The sequence below is a fragment of the Natronosalvus rutilus genome, from assembly GCF_024204665.1.
GTDB lineage: Archaea > Halobacteriota > Halobacteria > Halobacteriales > Natrialbaceae > Natronosalvus > Natronosalvus rutilus.
The window spans coordinates 1,550,587-1,568,850 of sequence record NZ_CP100355.1 but is presented as its reverse complement, the minus strand read 5'-3'; the positions used below and the strand labels follow the sequence as shown (position 1 = coordinate 1,568,850).

The 18,264-nt window shown below is 65.3% G+C and carries 18 protein-coding genes; 11 read left to right on the top strand and 7 right to left on the bottom strand.

Annotation, left to right across the window (positions count from 1 at the left end; translation table 11 throughout):
• The first annotated feature begins 1 nt into the window (after nucleotide 1).
• From mutL to msrB, 3 genes are all read left to right on the top strand, one after another.
• Complete coding sequence (gene mutL / locus NGM29_RS07545) at nucleotides 2–2,269, top strand: DNA mismatch repair endonuclease MutL (RefSeq protein ID WP_254159847.1); 2,268 nt, start codon at nucleotides 2–4, stop codon at nucleotides 2,267–2,269.
• Between the two features lie 140 nt (nucleotides 2,270–2,409).
• The gene (locus tag NGM29_RS07540) at nucleotides 2,410–2,571 is read left to right on the top strand and encodes a hypothetical protein (protein WP_254159846.1); all 162 of its coding nucleotides are present in this window, start codon (nucleotides 2,410–2,412) and stop codon (nucleotides 2,569–2,571) included.
• Between the two features lie 61 nt (nucleotides 2,572–2,632).
• Complete coding sequence (msrB, locus tag NGM29_RS07535) at nucleotides 2,633–3,034, top strand: peptide-methionine (R)-S-oxide reductase MsrB (protein WP_254159844.1); 402 nt, start codon at nucleotides 2,633–2,635, stop codon at nucleotides 3,032–3,034.
• Between the two features lie 80 nt (nucleotides 3,035–3,114).
• Here the strand turns inward: msrB and NGM29_RS07530 are convergent, their stop codons facing one another.
• Together NGM29_RS07530 and NGM29_RS07525 are read right to left on the bottom strand one after the other, a co-directional pair.
• Nucleotides 3,115–4,116 (bottom strand): glutathione S-transferase family protein, encoded by a 1,002-nt coding sequence (locus NGM29_RS07530; protein ID WP_254159843.1) that lies wholly within the window; start codon nucleotides 4,114–4,116, stop codon nucleotides 3,115–3,117.
• A 113-nt stretch (nucleotides 4,117–4,229) separates the two neighbouring features.
• Complete coding sequence (locus tag NGM29_RS07525; protein WP_254159842.1) at nucleotides 4,230–5,168, bottom strand: calcium/sodium antiporter; 939 nt, start codon at nucleotides 5,166–5,168, stop codon at nucleotides 4,230–4,232.
• Between the two features lie 103 nt (nucleotides 5,169–5,271).
• On the opposite strand from NGM29_RS07525, the gene NGM29_RS07520 reads away from it, so the two are divergent.
• Nucleotides 5,272–6,399, top strand: a complete 1,128-nt coding sequence (locus tag NGM29_RS07520) for a DNA methyltransferase (RefSeq protein WP_254159841.1) — start codon at nucleotides 5,272–5,274, stop codon at nucleotides 6,397–6,399.
• Nucleotides 6,400–6,556: 157 nt separating this feature from the next.
• Here NGM29_RS07520 and NGM29_RS07515 read toward each other — a convergent pair whose 3' ends face one another.
• Nucleotides 6,557–7,216 (bottom strand): potassium channel family protein, encoded by a 660-nt coding sequence (locus NGM29_RS07515; protein ID WP_254159840.1) that lies wholly within the window; start codon nucleotides 7,214–7,216, stop codon nucleotides 6,557–6,559.
• A 234-nt stretch (nucleotides 7,217–7,450) separates the two neighbouring features.
• Here NGM29_RS07515 and NGM29_RS07510 point away from each other — a divergent pair, with 234 nt between their 5' ends.
• The 5 genes from NGM29_RS07510 to NGM29_RS07490 all read left to right on the top strand — a co-directional run bounded on the left by NGM29_RS07510 (nucleotide 7,451) and on the right by NGM29_RS07490 (nucleotide 12,759).
• Nucleotides 7,451–8,863 (top strand): NCS2 family permease, encoded by a 1,413-nt coding sequence (locus tag NGM29_RS07510; protein ID WP_254159839.1) that lies wholly within the window; start codon nucleotides 7,451–7,453, stop codon nucleotides 8,861–8,863.
• 63 nt (nucleotides 8,864–8,926) lie between these two features.
• Nucleotides 8,927–9,181, top strand: a complete 255-nt coding sequence (locus NGM29_RS07505; RefSeq protein WP_254159838.1) for a glutathione S-transferase N-terminal domain-containing protein — start codon at nucleotides 8,927–8,929, stop codon at nucleotides 9,179–9,181.
• Between the two features lie 149 nt (nucleotides 9,182–9,330).
• Nucleotides 9,331–11,430 (top strand): PAS domain-containing protein, encoded by a 2,100-nt coding sequence (locus NGM29_RS07500; RefSeq protein ID WP_254159837.1) that lies wholly within the window; start codon nucleotides 9,331–9,333, stop codon nucleotides 11,428–11,430.
• A gap of 31 nt (nucleotides 11,431–11,461) precedes the next feature.
• Nucleotides 11,462–12,103, top strand: coding sequence for a response regulator (locus NGM29_RS07495; RefSeq protein ID WP_254159836.1), 642 nt, complete (start codon nucleotides 11,462–11,464; stop codon nucleotides 12,101–12,103).
• Nucleotides 12,100–12,759 carry a DUF7504 family protein gene (locus NGM29_RS07490; protein ID WP_254159834.1) on the top strand — a complete coding sequence of 220 codons (660 nt, stop codon included), beginning with the start codon at nucleotides 12,100–12,102 and terminating at the stop codon, nucleotides 12,757–12,759. The genes NGM29_RS07495 and NGM29_RS07490 overlap by 4 nt, the downstream gene beginning before the upstream one ends.
• A 61-nt stretch (nucleotides 12,760–12,820) precedes the next feature.
• On the opposite strand, the gene NGM29_RS07485 is transcribed toward NGM29_RS07490, so the two are convergent.
• Nucleotides 12,821–13,789 carry a transcriptional regulator gene (locus NGM29_RS07485; protein WP_254159833.1) on the bottom strand — a complete coding sequence of 323 codons (969 nt, stop codon included), beginning with the start codon at nucleotides 13,787–13,789 and terminating at the stop codon, nucleotides 12,821–12,823.
• Nucleotides 13,790–14,001: 212 nt separating this feature from the next.
• Here NGM29_RS07485 and NGM29_RS07480 point away from each other — a divergent pair, with 212 nt between their 5' ends.
• Nucleotides 14,002–15,393, top strand: a complete 1,392-nt coding sequence (locus NGM29_RS07480) for a tRNA(Ile)(2)-agmatinylcytidine synthase (protein WP_254159832.1) — start codon at nucleotides 14,002–14,004, stop codon at nucleotides 15,391–15,393.
• A gap of 38 nt (nucleotides 15,394–15,431) precedes the next feature.
• Here NGM29_RS07480 and NGM29_RS07475 read toward each other — a convergent pair whose 3' ends face one another.
• Nucleotides 15,432–15,635, bottom strand: a complete 204-nt coding sequence (locus NGM29_RS07475; protein ID WP_253433448.1) for a VNG_1110C family protein — start codon at nucleotides 15,633–15,635, stop codon at nucleotides 15,432–15,434.
• A gap of 184 nt (nucleotides 15,636–15,819) precedes the next feature.
• Here NGM29_RS07475 and NGM29_RS07470 point away from each other — a divergent pair, with 184 nt between their 5' ends.
• Nucleotides 15,820–16,929: an OBG GTPase family GTP-binding protein gene (locus NGM29_RS07470; protein WP_254159831.1), complete on the top strand. Its 1,110-nt coding sequence runs from the start codon at nucleotides 15,820–15,822 to the stop codon at nucleotides 16,927–16,929.
• Nucleotides 16,930–17,081: 152 nt separating this feature from the next.
• Here the strand turns inward: NGM29_RS07470 and NGM29_RS07465 are convergent, their stop codons facing one another.
• Nucleotides 17,082–17,312: a DUF8151 family protein gene (locus tag NGM29_RS07465; protein ID WP_311136848.1), complete on the bottom strand. Its 231-nt coding sequence runs from the start codon at nucleotides 17,310–17,312 to the stop codon at nucleotides 17,082–17,084.
• Between the two features lie 26 nt (nucleotides 17,313–17,338).
• Nucleotides 17,339–18,235, bottom strand: a complete 897-nt coding sequence (locus tag NGM29_RS07460; protein ID WP_254159830.1) for a DUF8155 domain-containing protein — start codon at nucleotides 18,233–18,235, stop codon at nucleotides 17,339–17,341.
• Nucleotides 18,236–18,264 lie beyond the last annotated feature (29 nt).

Here is an 18,264-nt window from a genome sequence, read left to right as displayed (position 1 = left end):
TATGACTGACGACACAATCGATACCCCATCCGACGACACAACCGACGACTCGGACGACCGAACGGACGAGCGAGCAACGGACGAGACGACCATCCACCAGCTCGACGAGCACACCGTCGCCCGGATCGCCGCCGGGGAGGTCGTCGAGCGGCCCGCGAGCGCGGTCAAGGAACTGGTCGAGAACGCCCTCGACGCCGACGCCACCCGCATCGAGGTAACGATCGAGAAAGGCGGCACCGAGTCCATCCGGGTCAGCGACGACGGCCGCGGGATGACCGAGACGGACGTCCGCCGGGCGGTCCGCCAGCACACGACGAGCAAGATCACGGGACTGGAGGACCTCGAGAGCGGCGTCGAGAGCCTGGGCTTTCGAGGGGAGGCGCTCCACACCATCGGGTCGGTGTCAAAGCTGACGATTCGGACCCGGCCTCGAGCCGACGGAACCGGCGACGAAACCCCGACGGGAACCGAACTCGTCTACGAGGGCGGCGACGTCGTCGCCGTCGAACCGACCGGCTGCCCGGAGGGAACCACTGTCGTCGTTGAGGACCTCTTCTACAACACCCCCGCTCGGCGGAAGTTCCTCAAGACCACCGCAACAGAGTTCGCCCACGTCAACCAAATCGTCACCCGCTACGCCCTCGCCAACCCAGACGTGGCACTCTCGCTCACCCACGACGGGCGCGAGGTGTTCGGCACGACGGGCCAGGACGACTTACAGGCCGCCATTCTCGCCGTCTACGGCCGCGAGGTCGCGCGGGCGATGATCGACGTCGAAGCCGACGGCGAGGAGCTCCCGGTCGGCCCGCTCGAGGCCGTCTCGGGAACGGTCTCGCACCCGGAGACGAACCGGGCCAGCCGGGACTACTTCGCGACCTACGTCAACGGGCGGGCGGTCACTTCCGAGGCCATCCGCGAGGGGGTCATGAACGCCTACGGCGGCCAGCTCGGCGGCGATCGCTACCCCTTCGTCGTGCTCTTCCTCGAGGTTCCGGGCGACGCTGTCGACGTGAACGTCCACCCCCGAAAGCGCGAGGTCCGGTTCGACGACGACGACGCCGTCCGCCGAGCGGTCGAGTCGGCCGTCGAGTCGGCGCTGCTCGAGCACGGGTTGCTCCGCTCGCGGGCGCCCCGCGGACGCTCGGCCCCCGAGGAGGCGGCGGTCGAACCGGACGCCGGGTACGAGGACGGAACACTCGCGGGGGCGGCTGACGAACCCGAGGCGGACGATTCGAGCAGTTCGGGGCCGTCGAACCCATCGGTCTCGAGTGACGCCGTCGGCTCGCGTTCGGTCGACCGTCGAGACACTGACTCGAGCGAGTCGTCCGCAATGCAGACAGACGACTCCAGGGCGGACGAGGCACCCGAAACTGGGCAGTCTCCGGACGCGACACGAGCGAACGCCTCGAGTCGACCAGAAACGTCGCCGTCGACCCCGACGTCCGACCTGGAGGCGAGCCGTCCCGATCCCTCGAGCGCAGCCGAACCGACGAGACGAACGGCGAGCACGGCGGATTCGAGCGACGTGATGGACGCGACGGACGCGACAGATGCAGGAGACCGACCCCGACACGCCGCCTCGAGCGACCCGTCGCGCTCGATCATCCCGTCGACCGACCAGCAGACGCTGGCGGGCGGGACGGCCACCGACGCCCTCGAGTACGACTCCCTGCCCTCCCTGCGGGTACTCGGTCAGCTCAAGGAGACCTACGTCGTCTGCGAGACGCCCGAGGGACTCGTCCTGGTCGACCAGCACGCCGCCGACGAGCGCGTCAACTACGAGCGTCTCCAGCGAGCCTTCGCCGACGATCCGACGACCCAGGCGCTCGCCTCGCCCGTCGAACTCGAGTTGACGGCCGTCGAGGCCGAAGCCTTCGAGCATTACCGGGACGCGCTCGCGCGCCTGGGCTTTTCCGCCGACCGAGTCGACGACCGGTCGGTCGCCGTCACTACCGTCCCCGCCGTCCTCGAGAAGACCCTCGAGCCGGCCCAGCTCCGGGACGTCCTCGCCTCGTTCCTCGACGGCGATCGCGAGGCGGGCGCCGAGACGATCGACGCGCTGGCCGACGACTTCCTCGCCGACCTGGCCTGCTATCCGTCGATCACCGGCAACACCTCGCTCTCGGAGGGGTCCGTCCTGGACCTGCTCGAGGCGCTCGACGACTGCGAGAACCCCTACGCCTGTCCCCACGGGCGTCCCGTCGTCGTGCAGTTCGAGTACGGCGACCTCGAGGACCGATTCGAGCGGGATTATCCGGGTCACGCCTGATTCGGTCGCGACGGAGAGCGGCTCCTGAATCACTATATATTATATAGTTTGTCCGCCGATAGCCGGCGGACCAATCACGAGCGAAGAGAGTCACTCGAGGTCATGAAAACGACTATGCCATTATCTATCATAGCTCGAGTATGGCGATGCACTCCCCCTCCGGTCAACACTCGCGCTGCCTGAACTGCGGCTTCGAAGCGCCCGGCGGCGACGACGCGTGGGTTCGCCTCGAGGTGCCCGGCCTCGGGCGGATGACCCAGTGTCCGGAGTGCGAGAGCACGAACGTGATGACGGGGCGCTAGTGCGCGTCACCTGTCGCACCGTCGCAGACAGACTCTTGAGTCCGACGCCCCTACTGGACCTATGAGCCAGGAATCCGACGAGCGAGCGCTGACCGACGAGGAGTGGCGTGAGCGCCTGACCGACGAGCAGTACCGCGTTCTCCGGGAGGCCGGGACCGAGCGCCCGTTCTCCGGCGAGTACGTCGATCACGAGGAGGACGGCTCCTACTCGTGTGCGGGCTGTGGAGTCACGCTCTTCGAGTCCGACACGAAGTACCACTCGGGGTGTGGCTGGCCGAGTTTCTACGACGCCGACGACGACGTAGTCGAGACGCGCGTCGACACCAGCCACGGCATGCACCGCACCGAAGTCATGTGTGCCAACTGCGGCGGCCACCTCGGGCACATCTTCGATGACGGCCCCGAGCCTACCGGCCAGCGCTACTGCATCAACTCGGCGGCTCTCGAGTTCGAAGACAAGTAGTCGCAGAACGTTTCGAAGTCGGAGCGTGAATCGCCGAGGATCGCCTCGAAAGGAGGGAGAACCGATGCGAATCGATCAGGTTAATCGAGCGACGACGCCAGCGCCGCGGGTGGCTCTCCAGAGAGCGCATCCCGGTCGTGTGGCGCCTCGAACTCGAGGTCGGGGCCGCGGGCGACGATGCCGTGCGGGTTCACGTCCGGGTGGGTCGTGTAGTAGTGTTCTTTGATGTGGTCCATGACGACCGTCTCTGCGACTCCTGGCGTCTGGTAGAGGTCGCGCAGGTACGGCCAGAGGTTGTCGAACTCGCGGATGAATTTGACGTTGCACATGAAGTGCGTGTGATAGACCTGGTCGAATCGCACGAGCGTCGTGAACAGGCAGACGTCGGCCTCGGTCAGGCGGTCACCGGCGAGGTAGCGCTGCTCGGCGAGCACGTCGTCCCAGTGTGCGAGCACCTCGAAGAGGTCGTCGACGGCCGCCTCGTACGGCTCCTGCTTCGTCGCGAATCCGGCCCGGTAGACGCCGTTGTTGATCGGTTCGTAGATCGCCTCGATGATTTCGTCGACGTCCTCGCGGTAGCCTTCGGGATAGAGGTCGACGTCCCTGGTCGCCATGTCGTCGAACTCGGTGTCGAGCATGCGGATGATCTCTTCGGACTCGTTGTTGACGATGGTGTCTTCCTTCGTGTCCCAGAGCACCGGCACCGTGACGCGGCAGGTCGCGTCCGGGTCGGCGCGCACGTAGAGTTCCCGGAGGTGGTCCGCCCCGTGGACGTGATCGACGGTGCACCCGTCCTTCTCGGGCGTGAACTGCCAGCCGTCCTCGGCGCGATAGGGGTCGACGACCGAGACGGAGATGGCGTCCTCGAGACCCTTCAGCGACCGCATCAGGAGCGTTCGATGGGCCCACGGGCACGCGTAGGAGACGTATAGGTGATAGCGCCCGGATTCGGGCTGGAAGCGGGCGTCCGGGTCGTCCCGGACCTCGTCGCGGAAGGTCGTCGTCTGGCGCTCGAAGGCTCCCTCCTCGTTGGTGGTCTCGGACGCGTCGGTTCGCCACTCGCCGTCGACGAGCATATTCATAGTCGAATAGAGGGCCCGCCCGCACAAAGGCCCTCGCTAACACCGATGTCACCTCGAGCGACGACGACGGCCGAGTGGCTCGAGGAGCCACCGAGCCTCGAGTCGGGGACCTCTCAACCCGCCGCCAGCACCCAGTAGCCCGCCACCGAGAGTGCAAGCGCGACGCCCTCGAGACGGGTTAGCCGACGGCCGGTCGCCAGGAGGACGGCCGAGACAGCGGTCAACCCGGCGAGCCACCACAACCCCGAACGAACGCTCGCGTCGATGGCCAGCGGCGCGGCCACCGCGGAGATGCCGAGCACGCCCAGCAGGTTGAACACGTTCGAGCCGACGACGTTCCCAGCCGCGATGCCGACTTCGGCGCGCCGCGCTGCGACGACGGACGCTGCCGCTTCAGGGAGGGAGGTTCCCCCGGCGACCACCGTCACGCCGATGAGCCACTCCGAGACGCCTCCGGCGCGAGCGAGTTCGACCGCGCCCTGGACGAGCAACCGGCCGCCTAGACCGACCAGGACCAAGCCGACGACGAGGACGAGCGCGTCGACCCCAGGGTGGCGGTTCGTTCCCGAGCGTTCAGGTTCGACGCCGTCGATGTCGGAATCGCGTGCCGAGCGGGCGAGCCAGGCCAGGTAGGCGACCAGACACGCGAGGAGAAAGAGGCCCTCCGTGCGCGAGACGTGCAGATTGACCAGAACCGCGATCCCGACCCCGGTCGCCGCCGCCATCGCGACGGCGTCCCGCCGGACGAGGGTGTCGGCGACGCGAAACGGACTGATGATCGCCAGTACGCCCAGAATCGCGCCCAGGTTGAACGCGTTCGATCCGACCACGTTGCCGACGGCGATGGCGCCGCGGCCCTCGAGGGCCGCCTCGACGCCCACCACGATCTCGGGTGCCGACGTCCCGAAGGCGACGACGGTGAGACCGACGATCAGCGGCGGAATGCCCGCGGCTCGAGCGAGTCGGGAAGCCGCGGTGACGAGCCACCGCGCTCCCAGCCAGAGCGCGATCAGACCGACGAGGGTTGACGCCACAGGTCCGAGCAAGGACACGGGTGACCTTCCACCGCCGATCGGAAAAGCGTCGGCGTCGGCACTGGTCCGACACCGATCCGCGAGCGAAAGCGCTTATGCCCGACCGGTGAGGACTCGAGGTATGGCCGACGACGGCGACGCAGGCGGCGAGAACGGACACCGCCAGAGCCGCCTGTTCACCGACGACGACGGCGACTTCGATGCCGAGCGGGCGCGCGAGGAGTCCCTCCCCGTCGAGAACGGCGACGTGGTCAACACCGACGAGCTGGCCGATCACCAGACCTACCTCGAAGGGCGGGGAATCTACGACGAGCGAAACCGGCTCAACGACCTCACCGGTCGGGAGTGGAAGTTCGCCACGAAGTCGGTGATTCCCGAGGCGTACCCGCCGGACCTCCAGCACGACCTGCGGAGCGAACACGGGGGGCAGAAACCCCCGCAACTCTGTGCGGACCTCGTCGGTCGGTTCAGCAAGGCCGGCGAGACCGTCCTCGACCCGTTCGCGGGCGTCGGCGGCACCCTGCTGGGAGCGAGCCTCTGTGAACACGAGGGAACCGGCCTGCGGGAAGCCATCGGCTTCGAGCGCAACCCTCGTTGGATCGAGGTCTACGAGACGGCGCTCGAGCGGGAAAACGAGGAACGCCGGGAACGCGGGGAGTCGCCGCTGGCTGCCCAGGACGTCCGCGAGGGCGACTGCGCGGACCTGATCGAGAACCTCCCCGAAAACTCGGTCGACCTGCTCCTGACCGACGTCCCCTACTGGGACATGGACGAGCGCGAACAGACGCGAAATCGGCGGGCGACTCGCGAGAGTAAGTTGGGGGCGTTCGATACCAACGACGGCGATGCCGTCGACGCCGATGCTGACGACGGTGACGACGACGATGTCGGTGGCCGTGAGAGTGGGAGCAACGAAGAGGGTGAGAACGACGCACAGCACGCCGACTCGAGCGGCCAGTCGAAAGCCGACTGGCTCGCCGAGATGGGCGACCGATTCGCTCGATTCGCGAGGGTCGTCAGACCCGGCCGGTACGCCGTCGTCTTCATCGGCGACATGTACCGCGAGCAGTCCTACGCGTTCCTGGCGGCCGACCTCGCTCGAGCGATCCAGGACGCGGCGCCGATGACGCTCGCGGCGAACCTGATCTGGTACGACCCGTCGAAGGACCTCCACGTCTACGGCTACCCGTTCTCGTTCGTGCCGTCGATGGTCCACCAGAACGTGCTCGTGTTTCGGGTCGATGGGTGAGTAGCGAACGCGTCTGACCGCCGTCACACGGCCGTCTGACTCAGCTTTATGCCCGTTCGGTGAATAACGATATTCGAGGCACGCACCACCCTGACGGTATCAGTTCCCATCCTTCCCCGGTGTGTGCCTGCACGTACCCCCCTCTTTCGACGTCGATTCAGGTCTCAGCTAGCAACGTCGCCCGAACCTGCTCGGTGGCGTCCGACTCGGTGATCACCGCCACCTCGTCACCGGCGGCCAGCGCCGTCCCCGGGAGCGGAATCGTCAGCGACTCGGTCTTCCGCCCGTGGGCGTAGATGCGAGAGCCCTCGGGTAACTCGAGTTCGCTAAGTCGCTTGCCGACCGCCGGCGACCCGTCGCGGATCTCGAGAACGGTCAGTTGCAGGTTCTGGGCCAGATCGGCGACGACGTTGAAGTCCCCACCGAGGAGCGCGGTCTTCGCGCCCGCGGCACCGAGTCGCTCGGGGTAGATGATCTCGTCGACGTCCGCGGCGTACTTCTCGTAGATGTCCTCCCGGTAGTCCTCGTCGATCCGCAAGACGGTCCGGCAGCCGTAGTGTTTGCCGACCATACACGCCGCGAAGTTGACGTTCAGGTCGGGCGTCATCGCACCGATGGCATCGGCCGTCTCGATGCCTGCCTCGAGCAGCGCGTCCTCGTCGGCGCCGTCCCCCTGCACGCCGTCGAACCCCTCGCCGTCGGCGCGCTCGAGGCGTTTCTGGTCGTTGTCCAGAATGACGACGTCGTGGCCCTCTTCAGCGAGAATACGGGCCGTTCGCGCGCCCACGCGACCGTACCCGACGATGATGAACTTCATGCGATAGCGGTACGCGGGCAGGGGTGAAATATGTTGGTCCGTGACACGGCCCGCGTCCGGTCGGGCGAACGTGTCGGGACAGAGATAGAACGTGCCCTCGAGTTCGAAGTCCAGTGACAGGTGACGGAAAAGATGGACCGTGAGCCGCCTCGAGTATGCAAGTATGCGTATAGGTGGTCACGTCGAGACGGGAAGGTTTAAGCGATCCCCCTCACCTATGCTCGAACGTCCAACATGGGGGCAACCGACACGCTCGCGGAGTACTTCGACTTCCGGGCTCACGACACGGACCTGCGAACCGAATCGGTCGCGGGGATCACGACGTTCCTCGCGATGTCGTACATCATCCTCGTCAACCCGTTCATTCTGGCCGACGCGATCGACATTCCAGGGTACGGAGACATCGCAACCGTCCAGATGATCGCCATCGGGACGATCGTCGCCTCGGCGGTCGCCATCTTCGTGATGGCGTTCTACGCGAACCGGCCGTTCGGCCTCGCGCCCGGGATGGGACTGAACGCCTTCTTCGCGTACACCGTCGTCCTCGGCATGGGAATTCCCTGGGAGACGGCGCTCGCGGCGGTGTTCGTTGAGGGGATCATCTTTATTGTGATCACAGCGATCGGCGCTCGAGAGTACGTTATCCGACTGTTTCCGGAACCCGTGAAATTCGCGGTCGGGGCCGGTATCGGTATCTTTCTGTTGTTCATCGGCCTGCAGGAGATGTCGATCGTCGTCGCCGACCCCGAGACGGCGGTGGCCCTCGGCGGCCTCGCGACGAATCCTGCGGCACTACTCGGGCTGTTCGGTCTGTTGCTCACGTTCGTGCTCTGGGCGCGCGGTACCAAGGGGTCGATCATCGTCGGTATCGTCGCCACGACTGGGCTCGGCTGGGTCGTCTACCTGACCGGACTCGCCGGCACGACAGTCCTGCCAGAGGCGCTCGTCGGTGAAGATGGCGGCCTCACGTTCGCCGTCGTCACCTCCCCGCAGTACGACATCTCGCCCCTGCTCTTCGCGTTCGTCGACGGCCTGCAGGACGTCGACCCGCTGACGTTCACGCTGGTCGTCTTCACGTTCTTCTTCGTCGACTTCTTCGACACCGCCGGGACGCTCATCGGGGTCTCGCAGTTCGGCGGCTTCCTCGACGAGGACGGGGACCTCCCGGACATGGACCAGCCGCTGATGGCCGACGCGATCGGCACCACCGTCGGGGCGATGGTCGGCACCTCGACCGTGACGACGTTCATCGAGTCCTCGACGGGTGTCGAGGAGGGCGGCCGCACCGGCATGACCGCGTTCGTCGTCGGCCTCCTCTTTCTCGCCACGCTGGTGTTGATCCCGCTCATCGCGCTGATTCCAGCCTACGCGTCGTTCATCGCCCTGGTGGTCGTCGGCATCATCATGCTCGAGGGAGTCCTCGACGTCGAGTGGCAGGACCCGGCCTGGGCGGTTTCGGCCGGGCTGACGATCACGATCATGCCGCTCACGTACTCCATCGCGAACGGCCTCGCTGCCGGGATCATCGTGTATCCGATCATCAAGGCCGCCACCGGCGAATTCGAGGACGTGCGTCTCGGCCAGTGGCTGATGGCGCTGGCGCTCGTGGGCTACTTCTACGTCTACACGAGCGGGATGCTGGGCTGACGAGCGCCCCGTTACCCTCGCGTAACCACTCCATTCTTGCCGCTCGAACCCCGAATCAAGTTCATGGCAGACATCACCTTCTACGAACTACCCGGCTGTCCGTTCTGTGCGAAAGTCCGAACCAAACTCGAGGACCTCGACCTCGAGTACGACACCGTCCAGGTCCCGGCGGCTCGCAACGAGCGCACCGAGGTCGAGGCCGTCAGCGGCCAGACCGGCGTTCCGGTCATCGTCGACGAGGCCCACGGCGTCGAGGGAATGGCCGAAAGTAGCGACATCGTCGCGTATCTCGAAGAGACCTACGGCGCCGGGGCGTAGGCCGACGGTTCGACGACGGCAGTCGGCGTCATTCATCTCGTGGCGGAAGAACCGATCCGGAAGCGAACGGAGAAGCATCATCACACCAGGCATGTCAAGATAGTTTTATTCAGATATATGGTGAGACGGTACGAAATGCCGCTACTTCAATGTCTAAATCCTCTCTCTATACGCGAGTTTTCGAGGAACTCACCGAGGGCGTCGCGATCGTGGATCCCGAGACCGAACGATTCGAGGACGTCAATCGGGCGTACGCCGACGTGATCGGGTACGAACCGGCCGAACTCGAGGGCGCGTCATTCGTCGAGGTGATCAGTGACGGGGGCCCCTCGGACGGGAACACCCTGTCGATGACCCTCGAGACACCCCGAACGGACGAATCTCACCAGTTCGAGTACGTCCTCGAGACCGCCGAAGGAACCGAGCGCCGCGTCGAACTGACGCTCACGCTCCTCGACGTCGACGACGGCAGTCGGTGGCTGTCAACCATCCGCGAACGCGGGTCCGAGGAAACGCGATCTCGATCGCTCGATACGACGGTTCAGCGGCTCAACATCGCCCTGGCCGGAACGAACACGGGCGTCTGGGAGTGGGATATGGAGACCGACGAGGTGACCTGGACTGAATCGATGGAACGACTGTTCGGACTCGAACCCGGCTCGTTCGAGGGAACCTTCGAGGCGTTCGCCAAGCGCGTCCATCCTGACGACCGCCCCGCCGTCAAGTCGGCCATCGAGACGGCCATCGAGCAGGACGACGTGTTCCAGCACGAATACCGAATTCTTCGTGACGACGGCGAGCAGCGCTGGGGGTACGCACGGGCTGAAACGTACGGGTTCGAGGAGAGCAACGGTCGAATGGTGGGAATCGTCACCGACATCACGAAGCGCAAGGAACAGGAGCGACGACTCCACCGACAGGACCTGCAGTACAGGCAACTCGTCAACCGTCTTCCGGAGGCCTACTACACGTTCGATCGCGACTGGACGCTGACGTACTGCAACGAGGTGCTGGCCGACCGACTCGAAACGACTGTCGACGAACTGATCGGAACGTCGGTCTGGGAGGTGATTCCCGGCGCGCGAGGATCGATCCTGGAGGAGACCTTCCAGGAAGCGAAGGAGCGCCAGGAGGTAACGTCCTGTGAATTCTACGTCGAAGATTACGAGTACTGGATCGAGGCGCAAGCGTATCCCTACGAGGACGGGGTCGCGGTCATCTCGGCCGACATCACCGACCAGAAGGAGAAGTTTGGGATGGTGCTGGACTCCATGCCACTCATTTTCTACCGGATCGACAGCGAGGGAGTTTTCCAGGAATCTCGCGGCAAAGGACTGACGATGTTGGGTCTCGAGCCCGGTGCCGTCGTCGACGAATCCGTGTTCGACGTGTACGCGGACAACCCGGAGATCCTCGAGGCGGTCGAACGGACGCTCGAGGGCGAAGAGGTGTCTCTCACGTTCGAAGTCGAAAACCACTACTTCCAGAGCCAGTTCAGACCGATCGCCGAGGACGGTGACGTAATCGAGCTCATCGGCATCTCGATGGACATCACCGAACTGGAACGCCAGCGCGAGCAGATGGAGTTCTTCAACTCCATCCTCCGCCACGACGTGTTGAACGGGATGACCATCATCAAGACGCGCGGCGAACTCCTGGCCGACCAACTCGAGGGCGAGCACGGGCGGTATGCACGGACGATCGTCGACTGGTGTGACGCCACGACGGCGGTCACGAAGCGCGTTCAGCGCGTCATCGAGGCGCTCACGACGCCGGACGAGGAGAGCCGGGTCGTGCCGATCGATGCGGCCGCGATCCTCCGGCGGAAGCTAGACGAACTGCAAAATGCGCACCCCAAGGTCACCTTCGTCAGCGATTTCGACTCGAGCGTGTCCGTTCGTGCCGACGAGTTGTTGTCCGACGTCCTCGCCAACCTCCTGTCGAACAGCATCGAACACAACGACACGGACGGCCTCCGGGTCGAAGTGACGGTCGAAACCGACGACGCCGACGGCGTCACGATTCGAATCGCCGACAACGGGGTTGGCATCGCCGACGAGCGCAAAGAGGGCGTGTTTCGTCGCGGTGCGACCTCCCACGTCAAAGAGACCGGGTCAGGCTTCGGGCTGTTCTTCGTCGACGTCATGGTCGAGAAGTACGGCGGCGAGGTCTGGGTGACGGACAGCGACTCCGGCGGCGCCTGCTTCGTTCTCGAACTCCCGAAAGCGAACGAAGGGGCAAAAACGTGATACGTGTGCTCTCCGTACCGGGGGCAAGGAAATGACGGGCGCAGACGCTCCGGTCGTCCTCATCGTCGAAGACGAACCGGACGTGGCGGAGAGTTACGAGCTCTGGCTCGCGGGTCGGTACGAGATCAGGCGCGCACACGATGGCGAGCATGCGCTCGACGTCATCGACGACACGGTGGACGTGGTTCTCCTGGACCGGATGATGCCGAAACTATCCGGCGAGCAGGTCCTGCGCGAGATCCGCGAACGCGGGATCGACTGTCGCGTCGCGATGGTGACGGCGGTCGAACCCGACTTCGACGTCGTCGAGATGGGGTTCGACGCGTACATCACCAAACCGCCAGAGCGAGCGGACCTGATCGGAACGATCGATCAGCTGCTCGAGCGGGCAACCCTCGATGGAGCGTTACAGGAGTATCACTCGCTGCTGGCCCGGAAAGGCGCCCTCGAGTCTGAAAAAACGCTCGCCGAGCTGGAAGCGAGCGACGAGTACCGGGACCTTCTCGACCGCATCGACGCGAAACAAGCCGAGATAGACGACGGGCTCGGGGACATGGCCTCCGATATCGACTTCGTCAGTGCGATCCGTGAACTGGCCGACGACGCTGACGGAGACGACCAGGACGGTTCGGCCGCATTCGACCGGGTCACCGACGCCGAGGAGGAACGATGACCGACGGGTACGACGTCGCGGGAGTACTCCCCGACGGGTTACTCGAGGAGCTCGAGCCGGGGACGAACGTCGCAGTCGTCGGGCCGTCGATGAGCGGAAAGCGCGAAATAGCACTTCGCTTGCTCGCAATCGGCTACGAATCGGGTGACGGCATTCTGTGCATCACCACGGGCAACGCAGAACGGCTGTTCAGCGACCTCGAGCGACACGTTTCGTCGCTGGATCGGAAGCAGATTGGCGTCCTCAACTGCGGCGGGCGTAACACGTGCTCGATGATCGAAGAGATGACGGAATCGGTCTCCTCGCCGGCCGACCTGACCGGGATCAGCATCGGAACGGCAAAACTGTTCAACCAGTTTCACAAACGAGGTGTTTCGGACATCAGGTACGGCCTCATCTCCGTTTCGTCCCTCCTCCAGCACCTCGACAGCAACACCGTGTTCAAATTCCTGTACGTCTTCGCCAACCGGGTGAACGATACGAACGGCCTCGGGATCTACACGCTCAACGACGACACACACGACGCACAGGTCATCAACACGGTCCGGGGGCAGTTCGACGGGGTCATCGAGCTCCGGGAAACAGACGCCAGCGACTGGGAGTGTCGCGTTCGTGGGTTCGGGCGAAAATCGACCGCCTGGACGACGCTCGAGTAGCGTTGCCGTCAGAAATACGGGGGCCTCGAGTTCGAGTCCGAATCCGAGTCCAGATTCGGAGTCAGGCCGCTTCTTCTCGCTTCGCCCGCTCGCGAATCACCTTCCGGAGTTCCGCGGCGTCGTCCAGGCCCTCGAGTTCCTCGCGCTCGACCAGCGCCGTCCCGTCGACGTTCTCCTGCTTCGCGCGGTCGACGACGTAGACCGACTGGGTGTGAGTGACCTGGCCGATGGAACTCATGATCCTCGCGCGTTTCTCCGCCGCCTTGGTGAACTGGGAGTGGCCGGTGAGGACGACGTCCTCGTCGTCGGCCTCGTCCTGGCTGACGGCCTTGAACGGCGAGCGCAGCGTCGGGTGGACCCGGTAGCCCGCCCGCGTGAGGACCGCGACGACCTCCTCGTCGTCGGGGTCGGCGTCCGGCTCTTCGGGCGTCGCCTCGCGCTCGCGAACGTCCTCCGTGCCCTCGAGGACGTCGACCGGACTGGTCAGGGGCGCGTCGAAGAGGTCCTCGAGCGCCATCGCGACCTCGATGGAGGCGTTCATGCCGTCCTCGTACTTCGAGACCGTCCGGCGGGAGACGCCGAGTTCGTTCGCCAGCCGGCCCAGGCTCCACTCGCGAGATTCGCGCTCGTCGGCCAGCAGATCGCCGTCGATGTTGACGTAGAGCCCGCCGGGGGCCGCGTAGATCAGCGGCGGGACGCCCTCGACGAACAGGTTGTAGGCCGTGTCGGGGCTGAACACCGGGACGCCGTGGCGGAAGTAGACCACGTCGGGTTTCAGGTCCTCGTCGCGACTGCGCAGGCCGATGACCAGCGGCGTCGCCTCGAGGTAGGTGCCGAGTCGGCGCATCTCGTGGCCGGTCGCCTGGTTGAAGGCGTCGACGTTGCCGAGGATCTTCACGAGGATCAGGTCCTCGCCGCGGCGGGCCGCGATGTCGAAGCTCTTCGGGCGAATTGCACACCGGTCGCTCACCGTAAAGCCCGCGTCCTCGAGCATCGCGGTGACGTTGCCGACCAGTGCGGATCGGGACATAGGGAAAGGTAAGTCACTCCTGGTATATGAGCGTTTCCCCGATGGCGCCGTTCCGTCCGGTCTTTTTGGGTTTCGGCCGGATCGTCGCCATCCCTCGAGATTCGAGCACCCGGTTTTATAACTGGACGAACTGACACGATCGATCGGAGTCAGTGTACTCGTGGAAACCGCGAGGCGAAACCGGTTAACGACTCGCGGTCCAACGAGCAGCGATGACCGTCGTCGGCCTCGACGATACGGACTCCCGCGAGCGCGGGATGTGTACGACCTACGTCGCGACTGAAGTGGCCAGCCGCCTGTCCGAACGGACGGGCGCGACCGTCGAGCGCCTGCTCCTCGTCCGACTCAACCCCGCCGTCGAACACAAGACTCGCGGGAACGCTGCCCTCGCGGTCCACCTCGGTGACCACGAGTGCGATCCAGAGACGGCCCTCGAAATCGCCCGGGCGACGCTCGAGGACCTCGCGGAGACGGCCGACGACCGGACGAATCCGGGACTGGTCGTCGCCGACCAAGCGCCCAACGAGGTTCCCGACGACGTGAGCGCGTTCGCGCTGTCGGCGATCCGCGACCACCTGTCGATCGACGAAGCTACGACGCTCGCCGACGACTGCGGCTACCGTCGGTGGGGGGCGGGAAATGGCCGCGGACAGATCGGCGCACTGGCCGCTATTGGCGCCTGGCGCGCCCTGGAGGAGCGAGACTGGACCCACGAGTACATCTCCTACCGCGACCCGGAACGGTGGGGAACGCCGCGAACGATCGACGAGGAGAGCGTCTTCGCAGCCGCCGAGGCGGGCTATCCGACCGTGTGGGACACCGTCGACCGGATCGAAGGCGAGACGGTCTGTGTCCCGCACACGCCGGGACCGATCCTGCACGGGATCCGCGGAGACGACCCGGAAGCCGTCCGAACTGTGTCCGACGCGATCAGGAGCGAACCGGTCGCCCGAACCCAGCGATTCGTGACCAACCAGGGAACCGACGTCCACCTCCGGGACGGGTCGACCCTCGAGTCGCTTTCGGCGGTCCGAGACGGGCGGGCGTACCGCCTCGAGGGCTGGGTTACCGGCGAGCCCGAAACACGACGAGGCGGGCACGTCTTCTTCGAGTTAGCCGACCCAGCCGACGGGGCGTCCGCGGACGCCTCGAGTGCAAGTGGCAACGCGGACGCCTCGAATGCAAGTGACAACACGGACGCCTCGAGCGCGGAGGCGACCGGGACGCTCACCTGCGCGGCATTCGAACCCACCAAACGCTTTCGCGACCGGGTTCGCGCCCTTCGGGTCGGCGACCGGCTCACCGTCTGCGGAGAGGTCGCTCGCGGTACCCTGAAGCTCGAGAAGTTCGCGGTTCGCGATCTCGTCGAAACCGAGCGCGTGACGCCGACCTGCGAGTCCTGCGACCGACGGATGAAGAGCGCCGGTCGGGGCCAGGGCTACCGGTGTCGGAAGTGTGGGACGACGACCGCGACGAAGGTCGACCGATCCCTCGAGCGCGGCCCCGAGGTCGGGTGGTACGAGGTGCCCCCGTGTGCGCGACGCCACGTCGCAAAACCGCTGATCAGAGGGGGGTTCGACGGGCCGACGCACCCGGAGCGATGATCGTAGTCGTGATCATGATCGTGACCGCGGTCAGATGGTCAAGGTAAACTGACGCCCTGGCGTACCAAAAACTGACTCGCTTCCTTGATCTCGACCGGACTGCCGATGATCCGGCAGTACCGATCCCCTTCGGGGAAAATCGTTATCGTGAACTCCTCGTCGAGTTGCGCCTCGAGGCCCGCCAGGGCCTCCTGCGGGAGGACGATTTGCGTGCTATCGCGCAGACTCGACGGATCTGGCATTCGTTCGGCTAAACGATGCGTTGCCGGTCGTTTATGTGTGTCGAAGTGTCCGTCGGTTTCGAATGGAAGGGTGATCAGGATGGATCCCGGTTTCCCGATTCGTCCGTCCGCGGCCGCGACCGCACCGCGACGCCTGCACGAGGTCGAAAGGGTTTTTCGCGACGCGTGGATGAGGCTAGATAGAATGGGGCTCGAGGAGGACATCCAGGCAATCGAGGAGGAAATCGCCAACACGCCCTACAACAAGTCGACCGAGGCGCACATCGGTCGGCTGAAATCGAAGCTCGCCGAGAAGAAAGAGAAGCTCCAGAACCAGTCCTCGGCGGGCGGCGGTACGGGCTACTCCGTCGAGAAGACCGGCGACGCGACGGTCGGCCTCGTCGGGTTTCCGAGCGTCGGCAAGTCCTCACTGTTGAACTCGCTGACCAACGCCGAGAGCGAGACCGGCGAGTACGAGTTCACCACCCTCGACGTCAATCCCGGGATGTGCAAACACCGCGGCGCCAACATCCAGCTCCTCGACGTACCCGGACTGATCGAGGGCGCGGCGACCGGGAAGGGCGACGGCAAGCAGGTGCTCTCGGTCGTCCGGAACGCCGACCTCATCCTCTTCGTCCTCTCGGTGTTCGAGATCGAGCAGTACGACCGCCTCCAGGAGGAGTTGTACAATATCAACATTCGGGTCGACAAGCAACCGCCCCGGGTGACCGTCCGGCCGAAGATCAAAGATGGCATCAAGATCACCTCGAGTGCCGACCAGGACCTGGACGAGGCCACGATCAAGGAGGTCCTGCGCGACCAGGGCTACGTCAACGCCGACCTCAACCTCGGCGAGAAGGTCGACATCGACCGCCTGATCGACGGCCTGATGGAAAATCGGGAGTACATCCCGTCGATCACCTGCGTCAACAAGGTCGACCTGATCACCCCGGAGTACAAGGAAACCGTCGACGAGCAACTCCGCGACCGCGGCCTCGACCCCGAGGAGGTCACGTTCATCAGCGCCGCGGAGGAGAAGGGCCTCGAGGCGCTCAAGGATCGGATGTGGGACAACCTCGACCTGATCCGGGTCTACATGGACAAACCGGGACGGGGGGTCGACTACGAGGAACCGCTCGTCATCTCGGCGGGGTCGACTATCGAGGACGCCGTCGACAAGCTTGGCGGCGAGTTCGAGGAGCGATTCCGATTCGCGCGGGTGTCGGGGCCCAGCGCGACCCACGACAAACAGCAGGTGGGCGACCAACACGTCCTCGAGGACGAGGACGTGTTGAAGCTGATTTTGCGCCGGTAGCGGCGCTGCTGGGATCGATATGATCTTCGGGGCGGGATGGGTCGATCAGCGATGAATTGACGGCGGATTGGTGACGGATCGAGGGAGGCTCAACTCTGACGAGAACCCCGTCGCTGATCAGTCGACGATCGACCCGAGAACCAAGCGGCGCCTCAGATCACTCGAGCCAGCAGTTTCTGGTAGCCGATGCCGTAGAGGCCGGCGTACAGCAGGACGAACCCGAGCACTCCCGCCCAGACGGCCACGGACAGCTCGCCGCCGCCGAAGTTCTGGACGCTCAGTAACTCCGCAGCGGCTCCGGCCACCGTCAGGGCGGCCGCGATCAGTGAGTAAAGTAGCAGCGTCGCCATTTCGAGGACGACTTCCGTATTCAGTGCAGCCATTACCGGCCACGAGTATCTCGAAGGACCTAACCCTTTCTGTTGGCGCCGAAACCACCGTTTCGGATCTCGACTGCGACCCGGGATCCCACAGCGACGTCGTGATCCGGGCAGATGAGCTTCGCGCCGAAGTCGGCGTCGCGGGCACAGAAGAACGAGAGTCCGGTGATCGGCGTGCCGTCGACGGTCACCGCGAGGCGATCCCAGTCGATAGTTCGACCGCCATCCGCGAGCGTGCCGAGTCGGGTTCCACCGAGGCGAACTTCGGTACTCGAGACGTCCCCGAGGACGCCTCCGCCCTCGTAGTGGGGCATCCCACCATCGAGGACGCCGCCATCGTCCGCCGCGATCCCGACGAACTCCGCTCTAGGAGACGGGTGCGCCGGGGCGTCGAGCACCGCGTACGTCTCGCCGACATCGACCACCGTACCGGCGCCGTCCCACGCGAGCGGCCGAACTTCCAGGCCGAGCGCCAGCGGAAGCGACCCCGACGCCCGGTGGCAGTTCTGGTCGGGTCGGCGAAATCCGACGTGGAGGTGGTTGTCGACCCAGGGGGCGAAGAAGCCGGCTCGGACGAGGCGGCCGAGCGATTGCCCCACTTCGACCGTCTCGCCCGCCTCGACGGCGGGGTCGACGTGGAGGATTCGGGCGATCAATCCAGCGAACGGCCCGTCGCAATCGAGGAGGATCAGGTGGTCGTGATCGGGTGCGTACGGTTTCGGCGGCGCTCGGACGGTTCGCGTCTCGAGCACGGTCCCGGAGACGGGGCTCGGCGCCGCGGTCGTCCGGCCATCCCGGAGCGTCCCGGGATAGAGGTCGATCGCACAGCCCCGGTCGTGGGCGGGGTACGGCGAATTGTATAACGAGAAGCGAGCGTAGCGCTCGAGCACCGACGGGCCCAGCGCGACCGATCCCGGCGCGTCCATCGACCGCAAATCGGAGTCGCGGGAATTTA

Excerpts from the sequence above, each read along its gene's own strand:
- mutL (WP_254159847.1), top strand. The coding sequence starts at position 2 with ATGACTGACGACACAATCGATACCCCATCCGACGACACAACCGACGAC.
- NGM29_RS07465 (WP_311136848.1), bottom strand. The coding sequence starts at position 17,312 with ATGGCTGCACTGAATACGGAAGTCGTCCTCGAAATGGCGACGCTGCTA.
- NGM29_RS07470 (WP_254159831.1), top strand. The coding sequence starts at position 15,820 with ATGGGGCTCGAGGAGGACATCCAGGCAATCGAGGAGGAAATCGCCAAC.
- NGM29_RS07505 (WP_254159838.1), top strand. The coding sequence starts at position 8,927 with ATGGCAGACATCACCTTCTACGAACTACCCGGCTGTCCGTTCTGTGCG.
- NGM29_RS07495 (WP_254159836.1), top strand. The coding sequence starts at position 11,462 with ATGACGGGCGCAGACGCTCCGGTCGTCCTCATCGTCGAAGACGAACCG.
- msrB (WP_254159844.1), top strand. The coding sequence starts at position 2,633 with ATGAGCCAGGAATCCGACGAGCGAGCGCTGACCGACGAGGAGTGGCGT.
- NGM29_RS07475 (WP_253433448.1), bottom strand. The coding sequence starts at position 15,635 with ATGCCAGATCCGTCGAGTCTGCGCGATAGCACGCAAATCGTCCTCCCG.
- NGM29_RS07485 (WP_254159833.1), bottom strand. The coding sequence starts at position 13,789 with ATGTCCCGATCCGCACTGGTCGGCAACGTCACCGCGATGCTCGAGGAC.
- NGM29_RS07515 (WP_254159840.1), bottom strand. The coding sequence starts at position 7,216 with ATGAAGTTCATCATCGTCGGGTACGGTCGCGTGGGCGCGCGAACGGCC.
- NGM29_RS07460 (WP_254159830.1), bottom strand. The coding sequence starts at position 18,235 with ATGGACGCGCCGGGATCGGTCGCGCTGGGCCCGTCGGTGCTCGAGCGC.
- NGM29_RS07530 (WP_254159843.1), bottom strand. The coding sequence starts at position 4,116 with ATGAATATGCTCGTCGACGGCGAGTGGCGAACCGACGCGTCCGAGACC.
- NGM29_RS07480 (WP_254159832.1), top strand. The coding sequence starts at position 14,002 with ATGACCGTCGTCGGCCTCGACGATACGGACTCCCGCGAGCGCGGGATG.
- NGM29_RS07500 (WP_254159837.1), top strand. The coding sequence starts at position 9,331 with ATGTCTAAATCCTCTCTCTATACGCGAGTTTTCGAGGAACTCACCGAG.
- NGM29_RS07540 (WP_254159846.1), top strand. The coding sequence starts at position 2,410 with ATGGCGATGCACTCCCCCTCCGGTCAACACTCGCGCTGCCTGAACTGC.
- NGM29_RS07510 (WP_254159839.1), top strand. The coding sequence starts at position 7,451 with ATGGGGGCAACCGACACGCTCGCGGAGTACTTCGACTTCCGGGCTCAC.
- NGM29_RS07490 (WP_254159834.1), top strand. The coding sequence starts at position 12,100 with ATGACCGACGGGTACGACGTCGCGGGAGTACTCCCCGACGGGTTACTC.
- NGM29_RS07520 (WP_254159841.1), top strand. The coding sequence starts at position 5,272 with ATGGCCGACGACGGCGACGCAGGCGGCGAGAACGGACACCGCCAGAGC.